This window comes from Bacteroides faecium, assembly GCF_012113595.1.
Classification (GTDB): domain Bacteria; phylum Bacteroidota; class Bacteroidia; order Bacteroidales; family Bacteroidaceae; genus Bacteroides; species Bacteroides faecium.
Genome location: NZ_CP050831.1, coordinates 5,776,741 through 5,802,133, shown reverse-complemented (window position 1 = coordinate 5,802,133; position 25,393 = coordinate 5,776,741). Strand labels below are relative to the sequence as shown.

The following is a 25,393-nucleotide window of genomic DNA, read 5'->3' as shown; positions in this document are numbered from 1 at the left end:
TTTATTTGGTCTTTTTCGTCGCCGCTGGTTGAGGAATAATTGAATCAATCGAATAAATCTCCGACGTGCGTATCTTTATCAGCTTTTTTTGCCGGTTTCGTTTTCTTCGGTTCGGGGATAATTTGCATTGCAATTTGGGCACAGGCTTCGGCATCAGCAAGTGCGTGGTGGTGATTTTCCAAGTTATATCCGCATTGTTCTGCTACCGTATGTAGTTGATGATTGGGTAGCTCCTTTCCGAAAACTTTCCTCGAAGTACGGCAAGTACAATAAAACTTATAATTGGGATAAGTCATATCATACAATTCGTGAACCGCACGGAGACAACCTTCATCAAAAGGACTGTTGTGGGCGACAAGCGGCAATCCATCTATCAACGGCTTGATTTCCGCCCATACATCGGGGAAATCTTCGGCTTCTATCGTATCGTCATAAGTTAATCCGTGAATAGCTGTCGTCCATTGTGTGTAGTAATTGGGGGCGGGACGAATCAGGCGATAGATTTTATTCACAATCTTACCGCCCCTAACAATGACAACACCGATACTGCATACACTGGTACGCTTGCCATTGGCTGTCTCAAAGTCGATTGCTGCAAAGTTCTTCATCGCTTCCGTTGCTTTTTGTCTGCAAAGATAGATAAAAAATGAGGTTGGGAAAAATATAATCACAGGATTGATAAACAGAAACTTCCTGCCGATAATTGAATTACTATATACCTCAGGACTTTTTTTGAAGAAAACCTCTCTTGATTAAGGAATTTATATTATTTTTGCTCAACATAAACAAAAAGGCATGGACAAAACATACTTTAAGTCTAAATACGTTTTAATTTTTATTCTTTCGTTGTTTATTTTTATAAGCGGATTGAATTACAAACATTGGTGTGTCACTAATAATTTGACTCCCAAGCGTATTTCCCTTATCTATTCCGTATCTGCAAACGATATTGGCAATAAAAACTTAGAGAAACTGCTGTCTCGGGAGTTCCGGCAACAGGGTATAGAGCCTATATTTGACAGGTTCTATCTTGATTGCAATAAATTAAATGAAAAAGAAGAAATAGAGCATGTAAGAAAATATCTGGAACTGCTTGAAAATAAATCCACAGACCTTATTCTGACTATCGGTGACCAGTCGGTTTATGCTCTTTTATCCACTCACCACCGACTGTTGTCTTCGGTTCCTGTGGTAGCTTGCAATGTACGTTTCCCTAATGAAAAACTGATAGAAGAATATGATTCGCGTAAAGTGTATGTATTGCGTGACAGCCCTGACTTGAAACGCAACATTGACTTTATAAAGACATTGTACCCCCACAACGATATGGAAATCATTTATAACATAGACCTCACCTTTCTTGGACATAAATCTTTCGATAAACTTTCCCGGGTGGTTGACAGAAAAAGTGTAAGAGTTCTAGGTTATCAGAAGGCATTTGTACAGGAGTGTGATTATAAACATTTGACGGAAATGATTGAATATTTCAATTTGACTCCCGGCTTGGTAAATGATAGTCTTAAAAAGAGCGGTTTGACTGTAAGCCTTTGTCCTTTTCGCTATATAAGAGGAGCCGCTTTGCTGGTTATGCTGGAACAATCGAAGAGAGCTCGTAAAAACCAGGCGTTCTTGCTGGACAAATTAGATATGATGGCTATTCCGATAGTAACAGCTTTGAATATTCCTTCTTTTAGTTGTGTTCGCGAGGGTTTTGGTGAAAACGCCAAAGTGGTAGGGGGCTATATGGCTACCGAAGATATTTCGGCAAAGGCGGCTGCTAGTCTTGCTGTACGCCTTTTGAAGAAAGAGAAGATAGGAATGCCTAAAATAAGGGATTTGGAGAAAGAATATGTACTGGACTGGACGTATTTTACCGAATATGCAGGTGATATCAGCAATGTTCCGAAAGATGTACGTATTATCAACTATCCGTTTTATGACCGTTATCGGAAAGAACTTTATATATTGGGTGGATTATTCGTTCTCTCATTTATTCTGGTTACCATCAGTCTGTTGCGCACGCACCGCCGTTCGTTGATAGAACGCAGAAATCTTCAAATACTGGAAGAAGTCCACAAACGATTGACCCTTTCAATGGATGGGGGTAAAATCTCACTATGGAATATTCAGGACGGTGTTCTTGAATTCGATGACAATTTTGCGCAGTTGGTCGGCCTTGAACAGCGTAGGTTCACGAGAGAGGATATTATGAAATATACTCATTCTGAAGATAAGCAGTTGCTGAATTCATTCTATGAAACGCCTCATCAAGCTATCGGTATGCAGATACAGCGGATACGTTTCTGTTTTGAAAAAGAAGGAGCCGATTACGAATGGTATGAAATCCGGTGCAGCAGCTTGAAAGATGCTAAAGGGGAGATAATGCTGGCAGGTATCATGCAGAATATCCAGAAAGTGGTAGAGCATGAACAACAACTGATTCTGGCGAAACAGATAGCCGAAAATGCTGAATTGAAGCAATCATTCCTGAACAACATGAGCCATGAAATCCGTACACCGCTCAATGCCATTGTAGGTTTCACCAACCTGTTGGTGGGCGAAGGAGCCGACGAAATAGAACCGGAAGAAAAGGCCGCCATGCTTGAGATTGTCAATAACAATAATGAATTGCTTTTAAAACTGGTGAATGACGTTTTGGAAATCTCCCGTTTGGATTCGGGGAACTTGTCCTTTGATATAAAGGAGCATAACATCACGAGAATAGTGAGGGAGATTTATATGACTTACCAATCAATGATTCAGCCTTCATTGCAATTTGTTCTCGAACTGGACGAAGCAATCGACTTGCCGGTTCATATCGACTGTTACCGTTTTACGCAGGTCATCTCCAACTTCCTGAACAATGCGAACAAGTTTACCAGGGCGGGAACGATTACTTTGGGATGTGAAATATACAAGGAACACAAAGAAGTCCGCATCTATGTGAAGGATACCGGCAAAGGCATTGATGATAAAGAACTTATGCTGATTTTTGACCGTTTTTACAAGACGGACGAATTTGAACAGGGTAGTGGCTTGGGACTCTCCATTTGTAAAGTGATTATCGAACGGCTGGCAGGTCGTATAGAGGTACATTCGGAAGTAGGTAAAGGCAGTTGCTTTTCTGTTATTTTATCTTTGGCAGATACAATTTGAAACAATAAACGACATCTAAAAGGAACAACGAATAATGAAAGATAAACTAAAATCCTGGCAGGGATGGTTACTGTTCACTCTCGCAATGGCTGTTATATTTGCATTAGGGGTAATCATCTCATATCTGATGGAACGCAGGACGGAAGTTGTGAATGTAGTTTACAACAAAAAAACTGAGATAACCGGAATAGAAGCGCGTAGCTCTGTTTTTGCCGAAAACTATCTGCGTGAATATAAGACGTGGGTTGATACGGTATCCACTGGTTTAAATGGAAGAATCTCTGTCGACATGTTGGCTCAACGTCCGGAGATGGTCGTTTTATGGGCCGGATATGCTTTTTCCAAGGATTATTCTACGCCGCGAGGACATATGTACGCTTTGCAGGATATAACCCGCTCGCTTCGTTCCGGTGCGCCCATGAGTGCTGATGACGGTTTTCAGCCTGCCAGTTGCTGGATGTGTAAAAGCTCCGATGTTCCTCGCATGGTGGCGACTATCGGGGTGGATTCTTTCTATAATAATAAATGGGCTGCATGGGGATCTGAAATAGTGAATCCCATAGGATGTGCCGATTGCCATGAGCCCAAGAATATGGAATTGCATATCAGCCGCCCGTCTCTTGTAGAAGCTTTCCAACGCCAGGGCAGGGACATTACCCAAGCTACTCCGCAAGAGATGCGTTCATTGGTGTGCGCACAGTGTCATTCGGAATATTATTTCAAAGGCGATATAAAATATCCGACTTTTCCCTGGGATAAAGGCTTCACGGTTGAGGATATGGAGAAATATTATGATGAAACGGGATTTACGGACTATATTCATAAACTGAGTCGTGCCCCTATATTGAAGGCTCAGCATCCCGATTACGAAATTTTTCAGATGGGCATACACGGTCAACGTGGTGTGTCATGCGCTGATTGCCATATGCCTTACGATGATGAAGGCGGGGTGAAGTATAGCGACCATCATATTCAGAATCCGTTGGCTGTGACTGAACGTACTTGTCAGGCTTGCCACCGTGACAGCAAGGAAACACTCTGCAAGAATGTGTATGACCGTCAGCAAAAGGCGAACGAACTGCGCTCCCTTTTGGAAAAGGAATTGGCGAAAGCGCACATTGAAGCCAAATTTGCCTGGGATACAGGGGCTACAGAGAACGAAATGCAGGAAGTACTGCTTTTGATTCGCCAGGCACAATGGAGATGGGATTTCGGTGTAGCCTCGCATGGCGGTTCCTTTCATGCTCCGCAGGAAACAATGCGTATTTTGGGACACGGGTTGAACAAAGCATTCCAAGCCCGAATGGCAATCAATAAAATCCTTGTATCACACGGATATACGGATGAAGTTCCATTCCCGGATATTTCAACAAAAGAAAAGGCGCAACAATATATCGGTTTGGATATGCCTGCTGAAAGGGCAGCAAAAGATAAGTTTTTGAAAGAAGTGGTTCCTAAGTGGCTTCAAAAGGCAAAGGCAAACGGGCGTATTGTGAATTAGAATTTATTTTCACTATATTTGTCTGCAATATAAATCCAATAAGATTATGTCAACAAAAACAATGAAAGAGAAAGCAACCGAGTTGTTGCAGAGATGTGAAGTTGTAGTGCTTGCTTCTGTAAATGAAGAGGGGTATCCCCGTCCTGTGCCGATGAGCAAGATTGCAACAGAGGGAATTTCTACTATTTGGATGTCTACCGGAGCGGACTCATTAAAGACCATCGACTTTCGTAAGAACCCGAAAGCCGGATTATGCTTTCAGGATAAGGGAGACAGCGTAGCCTTAACGGGAACTGTGGAAGTGGTGACGGACGAGAAAATGAAAAAGGAACTTTGGCAGGACTGGTTTATCGAGCATTTCCCCGGTGGCCCTACCGACCCCGGTTATGTACTGCTGAAATTTGAATCGAATCACGCGACTTATTGGATTGAAGGGACATTTATTCATAAGAAACTGGACTAGTCCTTCATACATTCCTATTCCTGTGGGATAGGGAAATATAAAAAGAGAGAAACATTCTTTCCTTCCGAAGAAGAATGTCTCTCTCTTTCTGATGATAGTTGGATAGATGGTATATCTATTCTCCGTGTTTCATTTAGAATTCGAACTTCTCCAGTTTCATTTCAGCTAATTCCTGAATGATACCTACATATTTGCCGAAGTGTGGAGACTTCTCGTGAGCTGCCAATACTTCAGCATTCTGCCATGTTTCACAAATCATGAAAACGTCGTGACGGGTACTGCTTTCGAAAGTATCATAAGCAATGCATCCTTCTTCCTTCAAAGAACAAGCAGTCAGTTCCTTAGCTGCTTCAATCGCTTTCTCGCGGTTTGTCTCGCTTACGCGGACAAAAACATTTAATCTTATCATAGTCTTTTTATTAAATGATTAAAAATGGTTTTATCACATCTTCGTGATTAAATCGCAGGCAAAGATACTATTTTTGTGCTTTCCCGGATAGCTTGTTCTTTAAATTTCACCAAAACGTCATATAATCATAAAAAACGATTATATTTGCCCTTGAAATCAAAAAGCAACTATTTTGGGAGCAACTCTTAAATTTATTCTGGCTTAATATTAGCCTCACGAACCACAGGCTAATTTCTTTCGTTTGAGTAATTCCACTCGAACCGGTTTTTCATTTTGTTATTTTTATTATTTACTGCATGGTTTTTCGAAACATATGCGATATGAAAACGAATGGAAAATTTCGTAAGAAATAGTAAGCTGAACATAGAAAAAGAGATTGAAAGAATTGAGCGACAGTCGGTTGCCCCACTTGATAAGATAAAGCAGATTATTGATGTCATACAGACGTCTCTTATCCTGTTGAAGTCCGCCGTTGCCGAATACCAATTCACGAATCCGGAAGAAGAAATCTTGTTCTTCAAGACCTGGAAACCTCAAATTTCCGGGCTGTTGATGTTTTATGTCCGCTTGTATCAGATTGAAAAGAAACGTATCGGCGAATCTCCGTCTACCCAATGCAAATATCTGAAGTCGGAATTGGAGAACTTGAAAAAGTATTTCTTGAATAATCCCTTTTATGATTATTACCGTACTGGCAGGACGGAACTCGACGAACAATATTTTGTCAGAAGAAACTATGACATTCTAGCAGATACCTGTTTCGGGCTGTTGGACAGGGATTCTTCTTTCACTACCCTGCATGATTCAAGTGTGGCGGAAATCATAGCCAACAATCGTTTAACGGAATATCTGTCTGCTGAAATAGAGATATTATCAGACGAACTTCATCTGAAACTCACTTCAATAGTAGAAAGCCGGCTATTGCAGTGGACGGATAGCAAAGTCGCTTTGGTTGAGTTTATCTATGCCCTGTATGCGGGCAAATGCTTCAACAATGGAAATACCAGCTTAAAAGACATAGCTTTCTGTTGCGAAACTCTTTTTAATATTGAGATAGGAGACTTTTATCGTATCTTCCTGGAAATCAGAAATCGGAAGAAGAGCAGGACGCAGTTTCTTGATAAGTTGAAAGATAAAATTATAAAGATGATGGATGAGCTGGATAGATAAATTTCATGCCGTCTTGTGACATCTTGTGAATTATACAAATGGCTAATATCCAACTTTGCGAAGAAAAAGATTTGATTCATAAAGAAAGATAACAGCTTTTGTATAATTATGGAAACAACATTTACATGGGAGATTAGGGTGAAGAATTGCCCTTTATTGATTAAGAAATGTAGCCACTGCGACAGTGACCGCTTTTATTGCAGTGATAAGTTCAGAATGAATGCACAGAAAAAGAACATTGATGTCTGGCTGATTTACAGATGCGTGAAGTGCGATAACACTTGTAATATGACTTTGTTTTCGCGAACCAAACCCGACCTGATTGATAAGAAACTGTTTCATAGCTTTTCGATGAACGATAGGGAAACGGCCTGGCAATATGCTTTCTCGGTCGGAATGGCAAGCAAGAACAATCTTCAATTAGACTATGATAGCGTTGAATATGAGGTAACGAGTGACATTTCATCGGAAGCCATTATGGATATGACCGATGAAGCGATAAGTGTCCGAATCAAATGTGATTTTGACTTGAACCTGAAATTATCATCATTGATAAAGAGATGTCTTCCGCTTTCCAGTACCCGGTTAAAGTGTATGTTTGAGAAGGGAGAGATTTCTCTTCTTTCGGGCAAACAGCCTTATAAGTATAAAGTAAAGAAAGGAGATATTATTTTGATACATAGAAAGTGCTTGCTTGATATTTTAGGATAAAGTCCGTAATATAGATTTTTTTTATAGCTTTGTAAAATGATGGCATATAAAAAGTAATATCACCCTAATAATCGAAGATATGAAAAAAGTATTTTTATTGGCTTTTGCCTTGTTCGCATGGAATATCCTTGCCAATGCTCAAGAAAGTGACGAAAGATATGTTGAAGTGACCGGTTCTTCGGAGATAGAAGTCGTCCCGGACGAAATACACTTTCTGATTCAGATAAAGGAATATTGGGAAGAAGAATATACGGGTAAATCGAAGAAAGAGGAAGACTTTCGGACGAAAGTGCCGTTGGCTATGATAGAGAAAGATTTGCGTAAAAGTTTGCGTAAAATAGGAATATCGGATGAGGCTATCCGTACGCAGGAAGTAGGGGACTATTGGCGTCAGAGAGGAAAGGAATTCCTGATTGGCAAACAACTGGATATCCGTCTTACGGATTTCGAGCAAATCAATTCTATTATCCGGTCTGTCAATACATGGGGAATTGAGTCCATGCGTATCGGGGAACTGAAACATAAGGACTTGCCGATGTACAGGAAGCAGGGAAAGATTGAAGCATTGAAAGCAGCCCGTGAGAAGGCATCCTATCTGGTGGAAGCAATGGGACAGCAATTGGGTGAAGTCATTCGTATCGTTGAACCTGCCGATAACAACATAAGCCGTTATATTCCTTTCCAGGCACAGAGCAATGTCAGCATGGGGACGGCAGCTACCGAACAGTACCGTGTCATCAAGCTGAGATATGAAATGACTGCCCGTTTTGCCATAAAATAAAAAAAATGCCTATCTTTGCCGCATGACTAAAAATAATAAATCGGATTTGGTTTAGTAAACAGTCTGTGTCTCTGACACAGATTGTCCTTTCGTTTGCTCTCGGATGATTCCTTTCGGGAGTAATTCTTGTGTCTTTATAATTTCAATTTTAAACTGCGTACAATGACAGAAAAAGCATTGTTATGCTTTCAATACGTACGCTCTATACATTAAGATAATGAATAACGAAAATAATACCAATCCTCAATCCGGCATTAACCTGAATATGTATGGCTGGAATGAGATGCTAAACCAACTTAAAGAAGAATCATTATATAGTACCCTTGCCCACGGTCGTGTATCCATTGTGCATCGGACGTGTTATGAGATAGTTTCTGAAAATGGCTTGTTTCAGTGCGAACTGACAGGTAACATGATGTACGGGAAATCAGATTTTGAATTACCTTGTACGGGTGATTGGGTAATCTTTCAGCCGTTTGATGAAAATAAAGGGATTATAGTTGATATGCTGCCCCGTGAACGGACATTGTATCGCAAGAAAAGCGGGACAGTTGCTGATAAACAAGCCATTGCTTCTTATGTCGATAAGGCATTTATAGTACAAAGCCTTGATGATAATTTCAATGTCCGCAGGGTAGAACGTTTTATGGCTCAGATATTGGAAGAAAATATCAGTTCCGTATTGGTACTCAACAAAGCCGATTTGGATTTTGACAGGCAGAGTGTTGAAGGACAAATAAAGCATATCGCCTGTCAGATACCTGTCTTTTTTACGAGTATCCGTCAACCGGAGACTATTCTCCGGCTACGCGAATCCATATCAGAAGGCGAAACGGTTGTATTTGTCGGTTCTTCGGGTGTGGGGAAAAGCTCTTTGGTGAATGCGCTTTGTGAAAAGTCGGTATTGCTCACATCTGATATAAGCCTGTCCACAGGAAAAGGTCGTCATACTTCGACCCGCCGTGAAATGGTATTGATGAACAGTTCGGGTGTTTTAATCGACACTCCGGGCGTCCGTGAATTTGGCTTGGCCATTGACAATCCCGATTCTCTTGCCGAAGTACTGGAAATCTCCGACTATGCGGAGTCGTGCCGTTTCAAGGATTGCAAACATATCAATGAACCGGGCTGTGCTGTTATAGAAGCAGTCAATAGTGGCGCATTAGATTCAAAAGTTTATGAGAGCTATCTGAAACTTCGTCGGGAAGCGTGGCATTTCTCTGCTTCCGAACATGAGAAACGTAAAAAGGAGAAATCCTTTACCAAACTGGTGGAAGAAGTGAAGAACCGCAAGGATGCAAGCCGCTGATTTCTACTCAAAATGCGATGCAGGTATCACTGGATGCCTGCATCGTTTTACGCTTATTTATAGACATGAATAATGAAAGTATGTTCATCTTCCAACTAACTCTGCACGTGTGCTGTATATTCATTTATTTTTGGGGACTTCTTTCACATTATTGCCGGATGGTTTTTAAGATTAAATCTTTGAGTTGTTGCTCTGTTGGAAGTTGTAATTTATATTTAGAAACGAATATTTGTTCATCCATTCCAGCAGTAGCATATTGCACCAATGCGTCGTTCTTGTTTGTCACTAATAAAATGCCAATAGGTGGATTATCATCGGGTTCCATCACTTCAGCTTTGTAGTAATTTAAATAAGAATAAAGTTGTGACACATGGGCATGGTCGAATGGAGATATTTTGACTTCCAACAAAATATGAGCTTTAAGGATTCGGTGATAAAAGACCATATCAATGAAAAAATATTCGTCGCCAATCAAAATGCGTTTCTGCCTTGCCTCGAAACAAAAGCCATTCCCAAGTTCGATGATAAAGTCACGCAAATGGTCAAGTAATAAGGTTTCAAGTTCGCTCTCTTTGAGAAGTGGAACGTGTTGCTGCGGGATATTCAAGAACTCGAAAAAATAATCATCCTTAACTGTATCGGTTACGGTTTGCGGATGTATTTTTTTTTGTATGGTAGTAAGCGCATGTTCCATATCACCCGATAGTCCGATACGCTCGTAACTCAATGCGTTTATCTGTCGTTTGAGTTCCCGGACAGAAAGTCCAGTTTGGATAGTCAGCATTTCGTAATACAACCGTTTAACGAGATTATCTATCTTCATCAGTTCGATGAAATGAGAAAATGAGATAGAAGATAATAACTTTTCAGCAGGTATGTTTTCATCATTATCTTCATTTTCAATGTTTTGTAATTTATGAGACAGTGTCTCATAAATCTGTTTTTCTCCATTGACAATTAATTTATGAGACGCTGTCTCATATATTAGCATGAATGAATGTTTTATTAGTAGATTAAATTGTGGATATAACAAGTAGAATTTTCTAGACCACTGAAATAGAGTGACACTTAAAGCCTTTTGATTTATTCTTTGTTCCAAATTCTTTAATAACTGTTCACCATAAGTGGCACGGTCTTCACCATTTTGTTCAAACTCTATGATATAAAATCCTATAAGCCAATTACGTACTGTCAGTCGTTGGTTTACAGCTTTGACCGCACTCTGTTGTAATTGTTGGTGTGTATCAGTTATAATGGTTGCTAATTGTTCAAAATTCATATTATACTACTTTTATGGGGCAGTAAAGGTAATGATAATAATGGGATTGCATTACTTTATATTATAAAAAGGTATACGACATACTTTGAAATACAAGATATGTGTCCCATATCTTGTATTGTTCATTGCTTACCCAGCCACATACACAATCCAATAAGTCGGCAACATAATTCATTTTAGTTTCATCTACTTCTTGTTCTGCATATTTTTGATAAAGTACATGATATTATATGCTTCTTGTTGTTCTCCACCTTCTTTTTTATATTGTGTTACAATCATAAATTTATGTTTTGTGCTGATTTATAAAAGAGCCTTTTTATTACTTATTGTCATATCTGCCTGCAAAAAGCTGTTTTCCTTTCTGGGTGTATTGTTTTATGAAATCTCCTTTTTGAAAAGTGTACATATTCCTGTCATGCTCATATTGTTTCCACAAACCAAGTTTAAGTCGTTCATATTCTTTGGCAATGGCAACATTCGTTTGAAGATAATCTCTGAAATATAATTCGTCATTATCTCCCTCGTAACACAAATGCAGATGAAATACCCGTTCGGCGAATCCTTGTAGGGTGTAACCTTTATTGAAATCAATTCGACTGTCGTTCTCTGCCATGCAGATATAGCCGCATTTTTCAATTGTACTTTTCAAATTGACGAGTTTTTCTTCTCTTGGAATTTCCACAAGTATATCTATGATAGGCTTTGCCCAAATTCCTTTAATTGCCGTACTGCCTATATGACTAATACGTTCAATGCTGGGAACTCTCTCTTTCAGCAACTCCGCTTCTTCCTTATACCAGTCTGCCCAGCATTCTTGGTGTGCAGTCAGGGTTATGGGGAATAATTGCCAAAGTTCGTCTAAAGACAATTCAGTTAATTTCTTTTGTTCCATGTCATGAGCTAATTGTTACTAACCTTACTTGCAACCTTCTTCATACCATTTCAAGAACTCATCAATTAAAGGTCGGGGATTCAAATATAGTGTTCTTATCCATATTATATTGTTTTAATTAGTTGTAAATGTCCAGTGGACAATCGGTTGTTAGGGTGATTTATCTGTTTATTATTGATGAAAGTTCATTCTCTTTTGTTATACCAAGCCAAGGAATCTAAAGATACTTCCTTCAAATCTTCTTCATTTTCATTATGCGGGATAAGGTCGGCATATTCCTGTATAATAGGAAGTAGTGTCAATAGGTTTTCTTTGGGAAATTGAATTAAAAGTTGACTAATAATCCAATATTTCCAAATGATGTCATTTTCCCGATTTAACAGTATTGGCTCAATGCTTGGTAAAAGTTCTTTGTGAAACTTGGGTAAGACATGAATAATCTCTAATGCTACAGGCCAATTCATGTCAGCAATCCATTCCAAAAGAGGGGTTGCCACAGCCGATACTTGTTCAGGGGTAGCCAACGACAGACGCTTGGCTGCATCTAAATCAAATTTATCTTTAGGTATCAATTTTTGTTCATTCATATTCATCAATGGAATGCAGCTTACCGCCGTTAGACGGTACAGGTGCTTGTTATCAATCTATTTAGTAAATACTTACTAAAACTCCTGTTTGAGAGTTCAATGCTTTTTCATAAAAGGTTTTCAGATTGAAGAACTCTTGTTTCAACTCTTTTTTTAGTTGTTCCTCATTCTTCTTTACCCAAATATTGGGATATATTTTAGCTTTTCTGAATTTAGACAAATTCATTTTCGTAATAAGCGTATCTATATCCACTTCATTCAGTGCTTTTATGATAGTATGAATTTCATATGGAGCAGTATATGCTATAAAACTCTCACAATCAAGAACGTGTACACCAACAACAGCTTCGCTTAAAGGTTCTCCTTCAATAGGCTCTTGTGAAGACTTATCGGTTAATAAAAAGTGAAGTCCATCCCATAACTTGTCAATACCATAAGATATGGTTGTTTTCTCCTCTCCGTAATTTTCCACTGCTTCAAATAAATTATCGTTATCAGATAATATATTCATTGTGTTTTCATCTGTCAGCATGTAAACTCCTAACATTCCCATAATTATTTTCTATTTTATTGTTATTAATGGTTTGGAAAGGAACACCGTTTAGGGGGTGCCTTTCTTGTTAATGGTATATTATCCCCCCCAATGTTTTAGATATTCCTCTTTCACATTCAATAGCTTTGTGATACGTTCTTTTCCGCTATCGTGTGTCATAGAGATTACTCCATCATCGGTTAAATATTTTTGCTCCTCAAATGGTGCAGGAAAAGGAAAACTATTTATATATTCATAATCTAAACCAGCTTTCAGATTATCCAGCTCCTCTTTTTTTACTTTTTTGTATAAGATAATAAGTAGAGAACAGAACATATCATAAACAAGACTGGCATATAATGCCGGAATTATATTTTCGTCTATACATTCAGCAGTTAAACTAATTGTTAGCCATTTATCCGTAACATTTACGGTTCTGAATTTAGGTTCAGGCCAAAAGAAACACTTCTCATGATTGTATGCCGAATTGAACATAAACTTATGAATGTCAGGATTGTATTTATTAAATGAAAGGAAAATATGATAATTATATTTCTCTTCCGACATCAACCGAAGTTTGAGGAGATATTTTTCATAAATATACTTCCAAACATATTCACTTATCATAAATGACACACGAGGACGATGTATCAATGCTTGATAATTTGAATTGAAATCCATTGCTCCATTTGTTAATCTTGATAATTTCATATACGTTGTATTGTTACCATTAATGGGTTTCAGCTAACTGCGTTTAGCAGTTTAGGTGATTGTTACCTGCTATTCGTATTTCCAACAGGTTATTTTTTTAGGATTTTCTATGTTGTAGCTTAAAGCAACTCCTTTATCATCAAAGAGTTCTATAATTTGTTCTCCCTTGTTTATAGTCAACGTATCAATAATTTTCTTTTCTTTTAGTGAGTAAATTGATATTTGATTTCTATTTATAAAATTAATATTATTAAGATACATTAATTCCTCATTTTCAGAAATCCAAAATTTACGATATTCGGCGTCAAGTATGATCTCATTCGTGATATTCGGTTGATTCGCTGAAATTGTAATAATCTTATTTGTTGGCACAATGTGTTCATGCGTATTTGACGTTGCTTCTACAATTTTGCCCAAATGAAAATAAAATGTACCGGAGTTACCTTTCCATGCTGAATAATATATATCTGTTCTGATAATTTCCTCTAATTTATTTTCCATCAAATAATACTTCAAGACCGTTCCCGTTTTGGGACAAAAAATCAGGAAAGTATCGGGAGTTTCTCCTTGAATGATACCTTTACAGGATTTAAGTTTTTTCTTTATTCCTTTTTCTGTCAGATAATTATACACACATAGATAATCACTATTGTAATTCATCAACAAAAGAGAATCTTTATTATTTGAGGAAATATAATCACTGTACCGCTGTATGCCTTTGTCAAACTTTTTTATAATGGATAAGTTTATTCTGTCTATTTGAAATATTTTGTTGTCGGATACGGCAAACATATTTCTTCCATCAGAATTAAAATACAGACACCTTACAATATTTTTTATTGATACAGAATTTAATTCTTTTCCGTCAGAGAAAGAGAGTTGGCGCAATTTTATGGAAGGGAAAGCCGATCCCCAGCCATCGGAAAGATAAAATCTATTTTTGTCAAAAGGATCAATAATAGGCTTTAATCCACCATAGGCTCCATTTTTCAGTTCAATCGTCCAAGCTTCTTTTATTTTCATTTCTTCTAATATTTTTAATTGCAGGTAATGGCACGGAAATATGCACCGTTTAGGTGCTTAATTTTCATGTTCAAGACAGTTTTACCCGCCTTGCCTTGTTACATATTATATAGAACTTCAATTTTTAACTGCTGTTTCCGACAGAAAGAGGTGTGAAGTTCACGCTTACACCTTGCTTGTTTTATTACTGCTCTTATCTGTATTTCATTCATTTTTTGTTCTCCTTTCTTCTGTTTTATGGGATTTTTCTGTATTTGTTCACGGCAGGGCATAGCTATCCCATGTTACTATCATGCCACTTTTCGTCTGTGTATGTCGCAATGCTCCAATACAACCGTATATGTTGTGCTGCCACTTGCTACCGTTGTGTGGCTGTAAACTCTCATTTGTCCGCAGCACTCGCAGAAATACGGGTTTTCATACTCGCTTTCTTCCTGCTGCAACTTGGTTTCCTCAATCTCGCTTTTATCCCGTCCGAAGTATTCTTCCGGCAAATTACCTTTGTTGGAGTAGAAGCCGTAATACCTCACGATGCGGAAGTAACGCAGGGGAACGTGTTGCAACAATCGGGGGAAGAACTCACGATAGTGCAATGTCAGTTCCTTTTCTACCGGATTTCTTCTGTCGGGCGAGTTCAGGTAGTCACGATAGCGGAATGAAATGTTTTCACCATCCATTGCCGTAATCTTATACTCACTCAAACACGCTCTTTTGGAATATCTGCCTACATATTGTATCACCTGCTCCGGCATTTGTATCGGCGGCTCCAAATGCACAATCCAATCCTTTTTGTTCGCCACCTTTTTGATGAAGCCCATAAACTCCATGCGGTCACGAAAATCATGTTCCAGTCTGCCCGCATCGAACAGTTCTATCAACGCATTTTCAAACTTGTAGCAGAACACCTTACAGATAGAGGGGATATGTACATAGTCACGTTCGGGAATGACAATCTTTCCTTTGCTGTCAATACCACCCCACGACATAATCATGTGCGTGTGTACATGAAACTGCTTCGTTTCCCCGTAGGTATGTAACACGGCAATCACTCCGGTTTTCAAGCCGAACTTGTGCTGCATCCAGTCCTTAACAGTTTCAGCCGATGTGCGCATCAAGATATTCAATATTTCTTTCTTATTGTGCTTCACCAAATCCAGTAATATATGCGGCAAGGTCATAACCACATGGCGGTGTGGCACTCGCAGCAACTTGTCTTTCATGCGTCCCGCCCATTTCAGCGTATCACGCCAACCGCATGACGGGCAGAAACGGTTCTTGCAGCTATGGTAGATTTCCCGTACTTCGCCACATTCGGGACAAGCATATGTATCTATGCCTAAAGCTGCTGTACGGCATACACGGATAGCGTTCACCGCCTTGTACTGTTCGGGGGTGATATACTCCGCCGGGTGCTGTGCATACTCGTCCCACCACCGATTGAAGAAATCCGATAAACGGTACTTCTTTGTATTGTAACTGGCTGTATATATGCTATTTAACAAATCTACCATATTAGTGAGTTTATTTTTGTTCGTCTTTAACTTGCTGATGTAAGTCGTTGATTTATAGTTGCTTTAGTTGTCTTGAATGCGTTAATAACCACACCTCATGGTGTAGTTCCTAATCTCTATTATCCTCATATATTTACTACCTATTAGTTTCATATTATCAGTCCTTACCGATAGGAAATGAAAGCAAGTCATCAATCATTCTGTTTTGAATCTCGGTCAAACCATTTCCCCAAAGTAAAGCTAATCTTTTGATAGCTTTAACTCCCTGTTCTTGTAATTTGGGTGAGAGACGCCCAGTGATTTTTATTTGTCCAAAGGCAGTAGCGTAAGTCACCATGTCGCTTTGTGTCATATCCATTTCTTTCTTTGAAGCTAGTTTTTTAACCACTTCGGGGTCAAGACTTTCAACAGGAATATATTCCATGCCCCAGTCGTGTTCTATCAGATACTTGGGATAATCAAGAAAGTTGAGTTTGGGATTTTTTCTGATCGTTTCTTCAAGAGAATCTAACGTATCACTTCCCTCATCGCTACCAAAAGGTGCTTCTTCGTCTACGCAATCATAATAGAGTTCTTCCGTGAAGTGTTCGGTAAATCGGGGATGAGAAGTCTTGGGATGCAAACCATATTCTTCGGAATCAATATAAATTCTGTGCATGAAGTCGAAGTTGGCGTCTTCTACATACCCTTTTTTCTCTTTCGAGTGAATAAGTTTCTCTGCTTGTTTCAGGCATTCTTCTTCTGTGTCGAAATCCTTGATTTCAAATTTACCGATACTGTTGAACTTACCATAGTTTACAGCAAAATCACAGCCACTATAATCAATCCACCAAAATTTATGAGATTTCTCATCTTTATAAATAAATGCTCTTTTCATAATATTGTGTGTTTATTGTTGGGAGAGAGTAATGTCTCTACTATAGACAAAAGTAGGAAAACTGTTGAGTTATCACCTATATGTCTTCGTATTTCTTCTGTATTTTTACAAAATAAGTCTTGTTTATTCATTTTTTACTGTTTTTTCGAGAAAACAGCAAAAAAGTTTGAGTTACGCAAAAAGGTTGCGCACCACTACGCCTATCTTTGTCGAAGAAATAAGAAAACAGGTCAAGTACGGGTTACTTCAACACACTCTTTAAGGTAGAACATTACCAGTACGATTATCCGTTTTCCTGTTTCGTAAAGGGGCAGTAGCTCAGTGGGTAGAGCATCATCTTTAATCTTGAGATCATCTTGATAAAAAGGTCAATTAAGATTTACTTCTATCCCGTGACGGTCGTCGGTTCGACTCCGGCCTGCTCCACCTCTTTTTTATCAACTAAGGTCAAGGAAGACTTACTTCAAAACCGCAGGAATGCTCCATTGACTCACAGTCTTCCGATTACCTTACTTAAAACACAACGTATGAAAAAAGATTAGTTGAAAGTATCTATCAGGCAAATTGTTGATCTCTATTGAAACGATACAGGCATCTCCGGATGCTTGCTTTGCAGATTGAAGTGCTGTTCGTTATTGTTATCAATATCGTATATCCGCGTGTTTATTATCTTTTCTTGATTTAAATTTGCCTTTTTCCTGTCATATCCGTAACTTTGTAAATCAAAGAATCCGATATGAATCAGGAGTTATTAGTAACAAAGCCGATACAATTCTACTCTCCGTAGATGCGCTTCCGGTGGTAAGAATTAGGATAGCCGGAAACGAATTGTCAGGCTATTGAGAAAGAATGTACGATTAAGAATACAAACTAAAAATAGTGGCATAAATGATAACTTCCTGTATAGCAGTAATATTCGGTTTCCGCTTTTTCGGCAGAGGATTGCATGAAATCTCCGGGGAAGAAATGGCGATTATTGCATTTTTCATGTTGTTTCTGTTTGTTCCGTGCCTGTGGCTTGTCAGGTATTTAAAAGATGACGAAATAGATTCAAATAGACAGGATAAGCTGGTGGAGATACATATTGCCCTGGCTATCGTCCTGACTGTTGCGGGTGGTGTCCTTTCCCGGATGTCCGTACTTGTCAATAAGTGGATAGACGAACAACCGTTCATTGTTGCAGCTTACATAGCGTTGGCACTTAGTGTTTTTGGTGTCGTTATCGGCAAGGCTATTGATTTTTGGGTATATTATTTGAAGAAAAGAATATTCTAAGACAGTATGATAGAGTACATGAATATTCCGGTTTTGGTTTGTGTCTCCCTGTTAGGGGTGGGGGCTTTTGTTATGATAGTAGGCTCGCTATTGAAAAAGCAGTGGGCTACGGATGGGAAAAAGACTTCGTTATCCATTTACCTTTTATATCTTTTCGCAATGTCAGGTTCCGGCTGGACATGGTATAATAATATACATAAAGCCCGTGCGTTGGCAGAAGGCAACCGATACACTTTAGCCACTTATGAAAAAGTGTCGGGTGTCATTAAAGGGGGACATAAGGTACGCCAGTTCGGTTTTTATGTGGATGGGGTGAAATATAATACTACAACGACATATCCCAAATTTTTGGGTGTCAGCAATCCTTTGCGCATCATAGTGAGGTATGCCGTCAGCAACCCAGAATACAATAAGGCTTTCGGGGACGAGTTTGTCCCCACATGGGTACTGTCCCCACCGGAAAGAGGTTGGAAACAATACCCGCCTGCTGTTCATTGGGAAGGTGCTGTTCTGGATTCTGTTTATATGCAATCATTACAGGGTGATAATTAATCCTATGATGGTAAGTGCCGTACATACGCAGTTGATATAAGATGCTTTTCCAATGCAATATACACTTCTTTTCGATAACTGACCAAAATAGTTTTATCTGTTCGGGACGAATCTTTCTATATCTGGTACAGGTTTTATATTTTGAGTCCTTAGCCAAAGAATACCCGTAGTACACAATAGACTAATACATAATATTTCAAACCATATTTTCAATAAGAGTTTGATTATATAGTATTTCTGTTTCATTTTTCGTTTATTAATTTCCAAATTAAGTTCGGTGGCAGCATTTTAATTCAAGCTATCTTTCATCATTATTCGTAGTTGTTTTTGTGTAGGTAATGTTTTCCATCCTTTATCTGGTGCTTTTAGAGTAAACCAGGATGGTACGCTGTCTAATATAAGATGTTGGTCGGGGGCTTTTGCTAAGAATGTTACAAAGTAACGGGTTCCGATTGGAGTGTTTTTACTCTCGGCAAATGATATAAAAAAACTTCCTTTATATAAAGTCTTATTATATACAAATTCATATTTTGCACTTTGCCCTTTATAAGCAGAACCGTATTTAACAAGAGTTACTATAGAATATATGCCATCCTTTCTTACATTATTGTTTCTAATTGTTGAGACAGCATACAATAGAATGAATACTACAATAGGGATTATAAATTTAAAAATTTTGGTTTGCTTAATCATATTTATTGCTATTCTATAATGCTTTCATTTTTTTTCTCTGTTGATAATGGGTTGTAGATAGCTGACCGTTAGGGCTGCTTATCTACTTGTTAGTAACTTTGTTTTGTTGTGAGTTATTGAGACGTTGAACTAACATTTCTCTGAACTCAACACTATTACATTCATTTATAAGTTCTTTGTATTCAACAAATTCTGTTTCCGGATACACAGACTCTATCAAATGTAGCAATGTCCATTCTATCCCATATAAAGCAGTAGGTGGAAAGAGCTTGATTAAAATATGCGCTTCATCCAAAGTGATAGGCTTAGTTATCTTACCTAATAAGTCTGCATATTTATCAATCAATACATCTGTTGGTTCGTCTGTTTCATCGGGCATTGCACCCATTAAAGCTAATTGTTCAACTTCTTTTCTCATAATTCTATTATTACCAATGGTTAGAAAGGAGCATCGTCAGATGCTATCTTTCGTTGTTACCGATATTTTATTACCACAACCTTTGCTTTGGAAGTAGTATAATTTTTCCGTCTAATATATTTATGTAATAATAAGCTCCGAGCCAATTATATGCCTTTATTTTTTCATTATCGAATGGCATTATATGGGTAAAAGGAGCATCTAAATTAGGGTTCACATCTGCAACTTGCCACACAACTTCTCCTTGCAGATTTTCCCCAAAGATATTTCTATTACATCTATATTTGACCGGAACATTATATAATTTGACTACAATATCTTTGTAGCCTAATTGTTCTTTTACTTCCAAATCTTTTATATTCAACTTATTCATTATTTCGTTTCTTATCGCTAATGGCTAAGCGGAGAACGCTGTAAGCGTTAGCCCGGTTTGTTAGTAGCTATTTATTATTCATTTCCAGTATTAGGTTCACTTCCTTTTCTGTATGAGAATATTTCTTTTTTGAAACCATACTTACAGACTCTAAAGAGTGCGAGCCCAATAATGGAGATATATCTCCGTTAATCACATCATCAAAACACAAGGATTTGAGTTGCTTCATGCCTTCCAAAAATAACAAGTCTTTTAAACTTGAAATATTGATATGCTCAATAGTATTGTTGGGTACTAATTGGGCTAAATCTTGAAGTTGTTTACAGTTAAGCAACCTAAGTGTTTTAAGTCCTGATATATGGCTCAACACACTAATGTCTGTTATGTTATTGCAATAAGACAATGTTAATTCTTCAAGTCTATTTGAATTACACAAACCTCTAATATCTATCATTTTTCGAGAACGAACAATATCTAACATTCTTATATTAGTTAATTGACATAAACCATTCAAATTTATATTTTTGGCATCCCATAGTGTCAGTTCTTCTAATAAATTCATGCTTTTCAGTTCTTCCAACTCTTCAGATTTGAGATTATAAATATGTAGTCGTTTCAGGTTTATTAAAGTATCTACATTTTCTGTTTGTTTGGTATAATAATACTCTAATTCTTCAAGTTTTGAGAATAGACTGAAATCAATAGTAAAGACCTTATCAGCCCAAAGTCCCAGTTTATTTAAGCGTGGTAAAACACTTAGTTGATTTAAATTGCATGGCTCTATTGTATAGTCGTACCCTTGAACAATCAAGGTTTCAATAAAATCATATTCACATATTAGACTTACATTTAATGTGTGTTTACAGGAAATACCATAGATGTCAGTCGTTGTTGTATGGGCATCTATTAAAATATTATTATAGCCTTGATTTTTGGCAAACTCTAATCCTTCTCTTAAATAAAGAGGAGATATTATTAACCGATTTATATCTGGTACTTCTTGGAAATGTTCCATACTATTTATTTGTTTCTAATTGCTACTAATGGTTTGTGAATAACTGACCGTTAGGGCAGTTAATTCGCTTGTTAGTAACCTCTATTTTGAAGTTTGTAAAGTAAAAAATCCTGCAATCTCTTCAATTTTGGATTATGTTTATCTTCAATGTACTTTAAAATTTTTTCATTACCATTTTCTGTAATCCATAGACTTATGCTATCAGATAAATCGTGAAAATATGTGCCATTCAAATTTTCATATAAATCAACCATTTGGCACATCGTTTTCATTGGGTCATCATCAAAATTTGTTTCTAACTCATCTAATAGAGTTTTATATTTGCTATAAATATTTTCAGTCACTTTTATTTTTTCTATTTACAGGTTACTAATGTATTAATAACCACACCTCATAGTGTGGTTCCTAACCTCTATTATCCTCATATATTTACTACCTATCAGTTTCATATTATCAATCCTTACCGATAGGAAATGAAAGCAAGTCATCAATCATTCTGCTTTGAATCTCGGTCAAATCATTTCCCCAAAGCAAGGCTAGTCTTTTGATAGCCTTTACTCCCCGTTCCTGTAATTCGGGTGAGAGATGACCGGTGATTTTTATTTGTCCAAAAGCGGTAGCGTAAGTCACCATGTCGCTTTGTGTCATGTCCATTTCTTTTTTCGAAGCCAGTTCCTTAATTGATTCCGGGTCGAGAGTTTCAACAGGGATATATTCCATGCCCCAGTCATGTTCTATTAAATATTGGGGATAATCCGTGAAGTTGAGATTAGGATTTTTTCTGATAGCTTCTTCAAGCGAATCCAAAGTATCACTTCCCTCATCGCTGCCGAACGGTGTTTCTTCGTCTATACAGTCGTAGTAGAATTCTTCCGTAAAGTGTTCGGTAAATCGGGGGTGGGAAGTTTTGGGATGCAATCCGTATTCTTCGGAATCGATATAGATTCTGTTCATAAAGTCAAATCCGGTGTCTTCCACATATCCTTTTTTCTCTTTCGAGCGAATAAGTTTCTCAGCTTGTTTCATACATTCTTCTTCCGTCTCAAATTCCTTGATTTCAAACTTACCGATGCTGCCGGACTTGCCGTAATTTACGGAGAAATCACAGTCACTATAATCAATACACCAGAACTTGTGAGATTTCTCGCCTTTACAAATAAATGCTCTTTTCATAATATTGTGTGTTTATTGTTGGCAGGGAGATTAATGCGTTGATATCTCCACTATACGCAAAAGTATGAAAACTGTTGAGTTATCACCTATATGTCTTCGTTTTTCTTCTGTATTCTTGCAAAATAAGTTCCGTTCATTCTTTTTTTTACTGTTTTTTTCGAGAAAACAGCAAAAAAGTTTGAGTTACGCAAAAAGGCTGCGCATCACTGCGCCTATCTTTGTCGAAGAAACAAGAAAACAGGTCAAGTACGGGTTACTTCAACACACTCTTTAAGGTAGAACATTACCAGTGCGATTATCCGTTTTCCAGTTTCGCAAAGGAGCAGTAGCTCAGTGGGTAGAGACGGTCACCGGTTCGACTCCGGTCTGCTCCACAAAAACAAATATAGAGGTAGGACAGTAGCTTCGGGATTATCTGAAATGAGGTCAACCGGAGCTTACTTCTTAAAAGTGAATATTACTGGTTTGAATCCAGTCTGTTCTACCTCTTTTTATAAACTAAGGTCAAGGAAGGCTTACTTCAAAAACCGCAGGAATGCTCCATTGATTCACAGTCTCCCGATTACCTTACTTAAAAAACACAACGTATGAAAAAAGATTTGTTGAAAGTAACTATCAGGCAAAATGCAATTTATTTGCCAGTGATAGAAGGAACAGAAAAGCGCGAAGCATTGACTTCGACTACTGTAACATTGGTTGCTCAACTCCGTAAAGTAGGATATACTCTGTCCGAGGAGTTGCTGCATGCTGTCAACCAGTTGTACCCGGCGCAACAAGTGGAGATTCTTCAGGTGATGAAGGAAGTATTGGGCGTGACGCTCAATTGGGCTCCATTGGTGAAAGGCTGGGATACACCTACCGGAGAAACAGGATTAGACCATTTGATAACATGGATTGCCAACATCTTCAATAGCAAGAAAGGCGTGAAGCTGCCCTGCGGACATGTGATTCCCGATAATACCTTCCCTTTGGAGCGATACAACGGCTGCCCGTTCTGCGGAACTCCGTTTGAAACGGCCGCTACGGAATACTTCGGACAGGGAAGCAAGCTAAAAGTCCTTGAACTTTGGCGGGAAGAGGATTTGAATGGTTTCTTCCGCGACCTGCTTGAATCGCGTACGGCTCTTGATGCCACGCAAGTGGATAGCTTGAAGATTTTGCTTGGCGAACTTCCGTTGCCGGCAGTCGGAATCAAGATGAAAGAAACTTTGATGCTGGTGATAGATACATTGGTGGAGCAGGACAGGGCGCAGGAAGCGCAAATCTATTTCTCCACTCCGAACGATATATTGCGTTATCTGTGGTATAAGAAAACCGGATTCCTGCAAATCATCGAACCTAAGACTATCATCCGTAAGGCGGGTAGAAACAATGCGCATATAACTGCTGTTTTGGATAAAAGCCGTTCGGCTGCTCAGACGAAGCGTGAGAAACTGAAGTTGAAATACGTCCGCCGTGAATGTAAAATGGTAGCCCTCTGGCTGAATAACCTGGAGATGAACGCGGAAAAGGCTTGCGAAATCATGCATCCGAAAAGGGAGATGTGGGTACGTATGATACGTGCGCTGCGTTTGGCGGAATATGCCCGTAAGCCGGGATTCGGGAACTTGAAGGAGTTGATGGATGTATTCTACTGTCAGACATATACGGTTTGGCAGGGAGAGGTGGACCGTTACCGTTTGAAGGCGGATGCCGCACAGACTTTCGCCTTGTTGAAGCAGCGGCCGGGTATGTTCGCACGTTCCTTGTTTGCCAATATGCTTTGGTTCGGGCCGGAAGAGACGTTGGCTGCATTCAAGGAAGTCGTTCATTTGTTGCCGGCCCGTCTGGTGGTCACTTTGGGTATGTATGCGGAGAACTACTTTGAGCAAGGACATAAGAGAATGGTGAAACCTTTGGGCGGTAATGCTCATTTGATAGAACCTCACTATTTGGTGAGTCTTTATATGGAAGACCAGTTGAAAGCAATGGTGAAAGATGTGCAGGACTTGTGTAAGGAAGTCGTGACTGCCCGTTTTGCTAACGCGGTGGTCGAGGGAGAGAACAAAAGCATATATATCGACCCTATGTTGTTCCATATCCCGTTGTCTATCGGCGACCGTAGCGAGACGGTTCAGGATACTTCCTGTGCCTTGCAGGGAACACGTTTCCCGGTAGAAGGGGATAAGGTGCGCCTGTTCATGCAGTGGGGAAAAGGGCTTCCGGCACAGCATTTGGATATGGACTTGAGTTGCCACATCACTTTGCCGTCAACGACGGAAGTTTGCTCTTATTTCAACTTGCAGGCTATCGGTGCCAAGCATAGCGGAGATATCCGAAGCATCCCCGACAAGAAAGGTACTGCCGAGTATATCGAACTGGATTTGAATGAGCTGAACCGTGTAGGTGCGCAGTATGTGGTTTTCACTTGCAATGCGTATAGCAATGGTGCTATCTCTCCTAATCTGGTAGTCGGTTGGATGAACTCAGCTTATCCGATGAGGATATCAGAGAAGACCGGAGTGGCATACGACCCTTCTTGCGTTCAGCATCAGGTACGTGTCTCCCAAAGTTTGCAGAAAGGACTTGTTTTCGGGGTATTGAAAGTGAAAGAGAGAGAAATCGTCTGGCTGGAAATACCTTTCGGCGGACAGACTATTCTTTCTTTGGATACACAAGCTGTCGAAAAGTACCTGGATAAATTGGATGCGAAAACCACCGTCGGCGAACTGTTGGCTGTCAAGGCGCAGGTACAGGGATTGAAGTTGGTTGATACACCGGAAGCGGCCGAAGTATATACCCGTGAATGGGCATTGAATACTGCTGCCGTGACTAAGTTGCTGTTGGGTGATTAATTTCTGGCGGTCAACTAAGTCTTTTCTTCCTAATATTTATAAGTTGTATTGCGATAAAGTATATCTTTGCATGCAATAAACTAATCGTCTGACTATAGTTGTTTTTTCGTCTAACTATAGTCAGACGAAAGAGTAACTATAGTCAGAT

At 38.8% G+C, this 25,393-nt stretch carries 26 protein-coding genes and 2 tRNA genes; 12 read left to right on the top strand and 16 right to left on the bottom strand.

Translation table 11 applies throughout. From position 1 onward, the window contains the following. Positions 1-44: 44 nt before the first annotated feature. Positions 45-608 carry a 3'-5' exonuclease gene (locus BacF7301_RS21990; protein ID WP_167966164.1) on the bottom strand — a complete coding sequence of 188 codons (564 nt, stop codon included), beginning with the start codon at positions 606-608 and terminating at the stop codon, positions 45-47. Between the two features lie 187 nt (positions 609-795). Between BacF7301_RS21990 and BacF7301_RS21985 the strand changes: the two genes are divergently transcribed. From BacF7301_RS21985 to BacF7301_RS21975, 3 genes are read left to right on the top strand one after another with little or no spacing between them, the layout of a single operon-like run. Next, positions 796-3,156 carry a sensor histidine kinase gene (locus BacF7301_RS21985; RefSeq protein ID WP_167966162.1) on the top strand — a complete coding sequence of 787 codons (2,361 nt, stop codon included), beginning with the start codon at positions 796-798 and terminating at the stop codon, positions 3,154-3,156. A 34-nt stretch (positions 3,157-3,190) separates the two neighbouring features. Beyond that, the gene (gene nrfA, locus BacF7301_RS21980) at positions 3,191-4,657 is read left to right on the top strand and encodes an ammonia-forming cytochrome c nitrite reductase (protein ID WP_167966160.1); all 1,467 of its coding nucleotides are present in this window, start codon (positions 3,191-3,193) and stop codon (positions 4,655-4,657) included. A 46-nt stretch (positions 4,658-4,703) separates the two neighbouring features. Further along, positions 4,704-5,120 carry a pyridoxamine 5'-phosphate oxidase family protein gene (locus tag BacF7301_RS21975; RefSeq protein ID WP_167966158.1) on the top strand — a complete coding sequence of 139 codons (417 nt, stop codon included), beginning with the start codon at positions 4,704-4,706 and terminating at the stop codon, positions 5,118-5,120. Between the two features lie 133 nt (positions 5,121-5,253). Here BacF7301_RS21975 and BacF7301_RS21970 read toward each other — a convergent pair whose 3' ends face one another. Continuing rightward, positions 5,254-5,529 carry a putative quinol monooxygenase gene (locus BacF7301_RS21970; RefSeq protein WP_167966156.1) on the bottom strand — a complete coding sequence of 92 codons (276 nt, stop codon included), beginning with the start codon at positions 5,527-5,529 and terminating at the stop codon, positions 5,254-5,256. Between the two features lie 330 nt (positions 5,530-5,859). Here BacF7301_RS21970 and BacF7301_RS21965 point away from each other — a divergent pair, with 330 nt between their 5' ends. The 4 genes from BacF7301_RS21965 to rsgA all read left to right on the top strand — a co-directional run bounded on the left by BacF7301_RS21965 (position 5,860) and on the right by rsgA (position 9,500). After that, on the top strand, positions 5,860-6,699 hold the full coding sequence (locus BacF7301_RS21965; protein WP_167966154.1) for an RteC domain-containing protein: 840 nt from the start codon (positions 5,860-5,862) through the stop codon (positions 6,697-6,699). A gap of 108 nt (positions 6,700-6,807) precedes the next feature. Further along, the gene (locus tag BacF7301_RS21960; RefSeq protein ID WP_167966152.1) at positions 6,808-7,410 is read left to right on the top strand and encodes a DUF1062 domain-containing protein; all 603 of its coding nucleotides are present in this window, start codon (positions 6,808-6,810) and stop codon (positions 7,408-7,410) included. A 79-nt stretch (positions 7,411-7,489) separates the two neighbouring features. Next, positions 7,490-8,191, top strand: coding sequence for an SIMPL domain-containing protein (locus BacF7301_RS21955; protein ID WP_167966150.1), 702 nt, complete (start codon positions 7,490-7,492; stop codon positions 8,189-8,191). Between the two features lie 217 nt (positions 8,192-8,408). After that, positions 8,409-9,500 (top strand): ribosome small subunit-dependent GTPase A, encoded by a 1,092-nt coding sequence (rsgA, locus tag BacF7301_RS21950; protein ID WP_167966148.1) that lies wholly within the window; start codon positions 8,409-8,411, stop codon positions 9,498-9,500. Between the two features lie 148 nt (positions 9,501-9,648). Here the strand turns inward: rsgA and BacF7301_RS21945 are convergent, their stop codons facing one another. The 8 genes from BacF7301_RS21945 to BacF7301_RS21910 all read right to left on the bottom strand — a co-directional run bounded on the left by BacF7301_RS21945 (position 9,649) and on the right by BacF7301_RS21910 (position 16,912). Further along, positions 9,649-10,779 (bottom strand): PDDEXK nuclease domain-containing protein, encoded by a 1,131-nt coding sequence (locus tag BacF7301_RS21945; protein ID WP_167966146.1) that lies wholly within the window; start codon positions 10,777-10,779, stop codon positions 9,649-9,651. 319 nt (positions 10,780-11,098) lie between these two features. Continuing rightward, complete coding sequence (locus BacF7301_RS21940) at positions 11,099-11,671, bottom strand: GrpB family protein (RefSeq protein WP_167966144.1); 573 nt, start codon at positions 11,669-11,671, stop codon at positions 11,099-11,101. Positions 11,672-11,856: 185 nt separating this feature from the next. Next, the gene (locus BacF7301_RS21935; RefSeq protein ID WP_167966143.1) at positions 11,857-12,258 is read right to left on the bottom strand and encodes a DUF5071 domain-containing protein; all 402 of its coding nucleotides are present in this window, start codon (positions 12,256-12,258) and stop codon (positions 11,857-11,859) included. Between the two features lie 61 nt (positions 12,259-12,319). Continuing rightward, on the bottom strand, positions 12,320-12,811 hold the full coding sequence (locus BacF7301_RS21930) for a YfbM family protein (protein ID WP_245208280.1): 492 nt from the start codon (positions 12,809-12,811) through the stop codon (positions 12,320-12,322). Between the two features lie 78 nt (positions 12,812-12,889). Then, the gene (locus tag BacF7301_RS21925) at positions 12,890-13,501 is read right to left on the bottom strand and encodes a hypothetical protein (protein ID WP_167966142.1); all 612 of its coding nucleotides are present in this window, start codon (positions 13,499-13,501) and stop codon (positions 12,890-12,892) included. Positions 13,502-13,570: 69 nt separating this feature from the next. Continuing rightward, the gene (locus BacF7301_RS21920) at positions 13,571-14,524 is read right to left on the bottom strand and encodes a hypothetical protein (RefSeq protein WP_167966141.1); all 954 of its coding nucleotides are present in this window, start codon (positions 14,522-14,524) and stop codon (positions 13,571-13,573) included. Between the two features lie 290 nt (positions 14,525-14,814). Then, the gene (locus tag BacF7301_RS21915; protein WP_167966140.1) at positions 14,815-16,035 is read right to left on the bottom strand and encodes an IS91 family transposase; all 1,221 of its coding nucleotides are present in this window, start codon (positions 16,033-16,035) and stop codon (positions 14,815-14,817) included. A gap of 157 nt (positions 16,036-16,192) precedes the next feature. Further along, on the bottom strand, positions 16,193-16,912 hold the full coding sequence (locus BacF7301_RS21910; protein WP_167966139.1) for a WGR domain-containing protein: 720 nt from the start codon (positions 16,910-16,912) through the stop codon (positions 16,193-16,195). 307 nt (positions 16,913-17,219) lie between these two features. On the opposite strand from BacF7301_RS21910, the gene BacF7301_RS21905 reads away from it, so the two are divergent. The 3 genes from BacF7301_RS21905 (at position 17,220) to BacF7301_RS21895 (ending at position 18,739) form a co-directional block, all read left to right on the top strand. Beyond that, positions 17,220-17,338, top strand: a tRNA-OTHER gene (locus BacF7301_RS21905). Positions 17,339-17,800: 462 nt separating this feature from the next. Next, positions 17,801-18,187, top strand: coding sequence for a hypothetical protein (locus BacF7301_RS21900; protein WP_167966138.1), 387 nt, complete (start codon positions 17,801-17,803; stop codon positions 18,185-18,187). A gap of 6 nt (positions 18,188-18,193) precedes the next feature. Continuing rightward, positions 18,194-18,739 (top strand): hypothetical protein, encoded by a 546-nt coding sequence (locus tag BacF7301_RS21895; RefSeq protein ID WP_167966137.1) that lies wholly within the window; start codon positions 18,194-18,196, stop codon positions 18,737-18,739. A 288-nt stretch (positions 18,740-19,027) separates the two neighbouring features. Here the strand turns inward: BacF7301_RS21895 and BacF7301_RS21890 are convergent, their stop codons facing one another. The 6 genes from BacF7301_RS21890 to BacF7301_RS21865 all read right to left on the bottom strand — a co-directional run bounded on the left by BacF7301_RS21890 (position 19,028) and on the right by BacF7301_RS21865 (position 22,411). Continuing rightward, complete coding sequence (locus tag BacF7301_RS21890) at positions 19,028-19,432, bottom strand: hypothetical protein (protein ID WP_167966136.1); 405 nt, start codon at positions 19,430-19,432, stop codon at positions 19,028-19,030. A gap of 82 nt (positions 19,433-19,514) precedes the next feature. Further along, entirely contained in the window at positions 19,515-19,850 is a 336-nt protein-coding gene (locus BacF7301_RS21885) for a hypothetical protein (RefSeq protein WP_167966135.1), read from the bottom strand. A gap of 70 nt (positions 19,851-19,920) precedes the next feature. After that, on the bottom strand, positions 19,921-20,223 hold the full coding sequence (locus tag BacF7301_RS21880) for a DUF7957 family protein (RefSeq protein ID WP_167966134.1): 303 nt from the start codon (positions 20,221-20,223) through the stop codon (positions 19,921-19,923). Between the two features lie 67 nt (positions 20,224-20,290). Beyond that, positions 20,291-21,238, bottom strand: a complete 948-nt coding sequence (locus BacF7301_RS21875; protein WP_167966133.1) for a leucine-rich repeat domain-containing protein — start codon at positions 21,236-21,238, stop codon at positions 20,291-20,293. Between the two features lie 71 nt (positions 21,239-21,309). Beyond that, complete coding sequence (locus BacF7301_RS21870; protein ID WP_167966131.1) at positions 21,310-21,582, bottom strand: hypothetical protein; 273 nt, start codon at positions 21,580-21,582, stop codon at positions 21,310-21,312. 109 nt (positions 21,583-21,691) lie between these two features. Further along, positions 21,692-22,411 carry a WGR domain-containing protein gene (locus BacF7301_RS21865; RefSeq protein WP_167966129.1) on the bottom strand — a complete coding sequence of 240 codons (720 nt, stop codon included), beginning with the start codon at positions 22,409-22,411 and terminating at the stop codon, positions 21,692-21,694. 319 nt (positions 22,412-22,730) lie between these two features. Between BacF7301_RS21865 and BacF7301_RS21860 the strand changes: the two genes are divergently transcribed. Together BacF7301_RS21860 and BacF7301_RS21855 are read left to right on the top strand one after the other, a co-directional pair. Further along, a tRNA-OTHER gene (locus BacF7301_RS21860) sits at positions 22,731-22,785 on the top strand. A gap of 213 nt (positions 22,786-22,998) precedes the next feature. Further along, entirely contained in the window at positions 22,999-25,245 is a 2,247-nt protein-coding gene (locus tag BacF7301_RS21855; protein ID WP_167966127.1) for a hypothetical protein, read from the top strand. Positions 25,246-25,393: the final 148 nt, after the last annotated feature.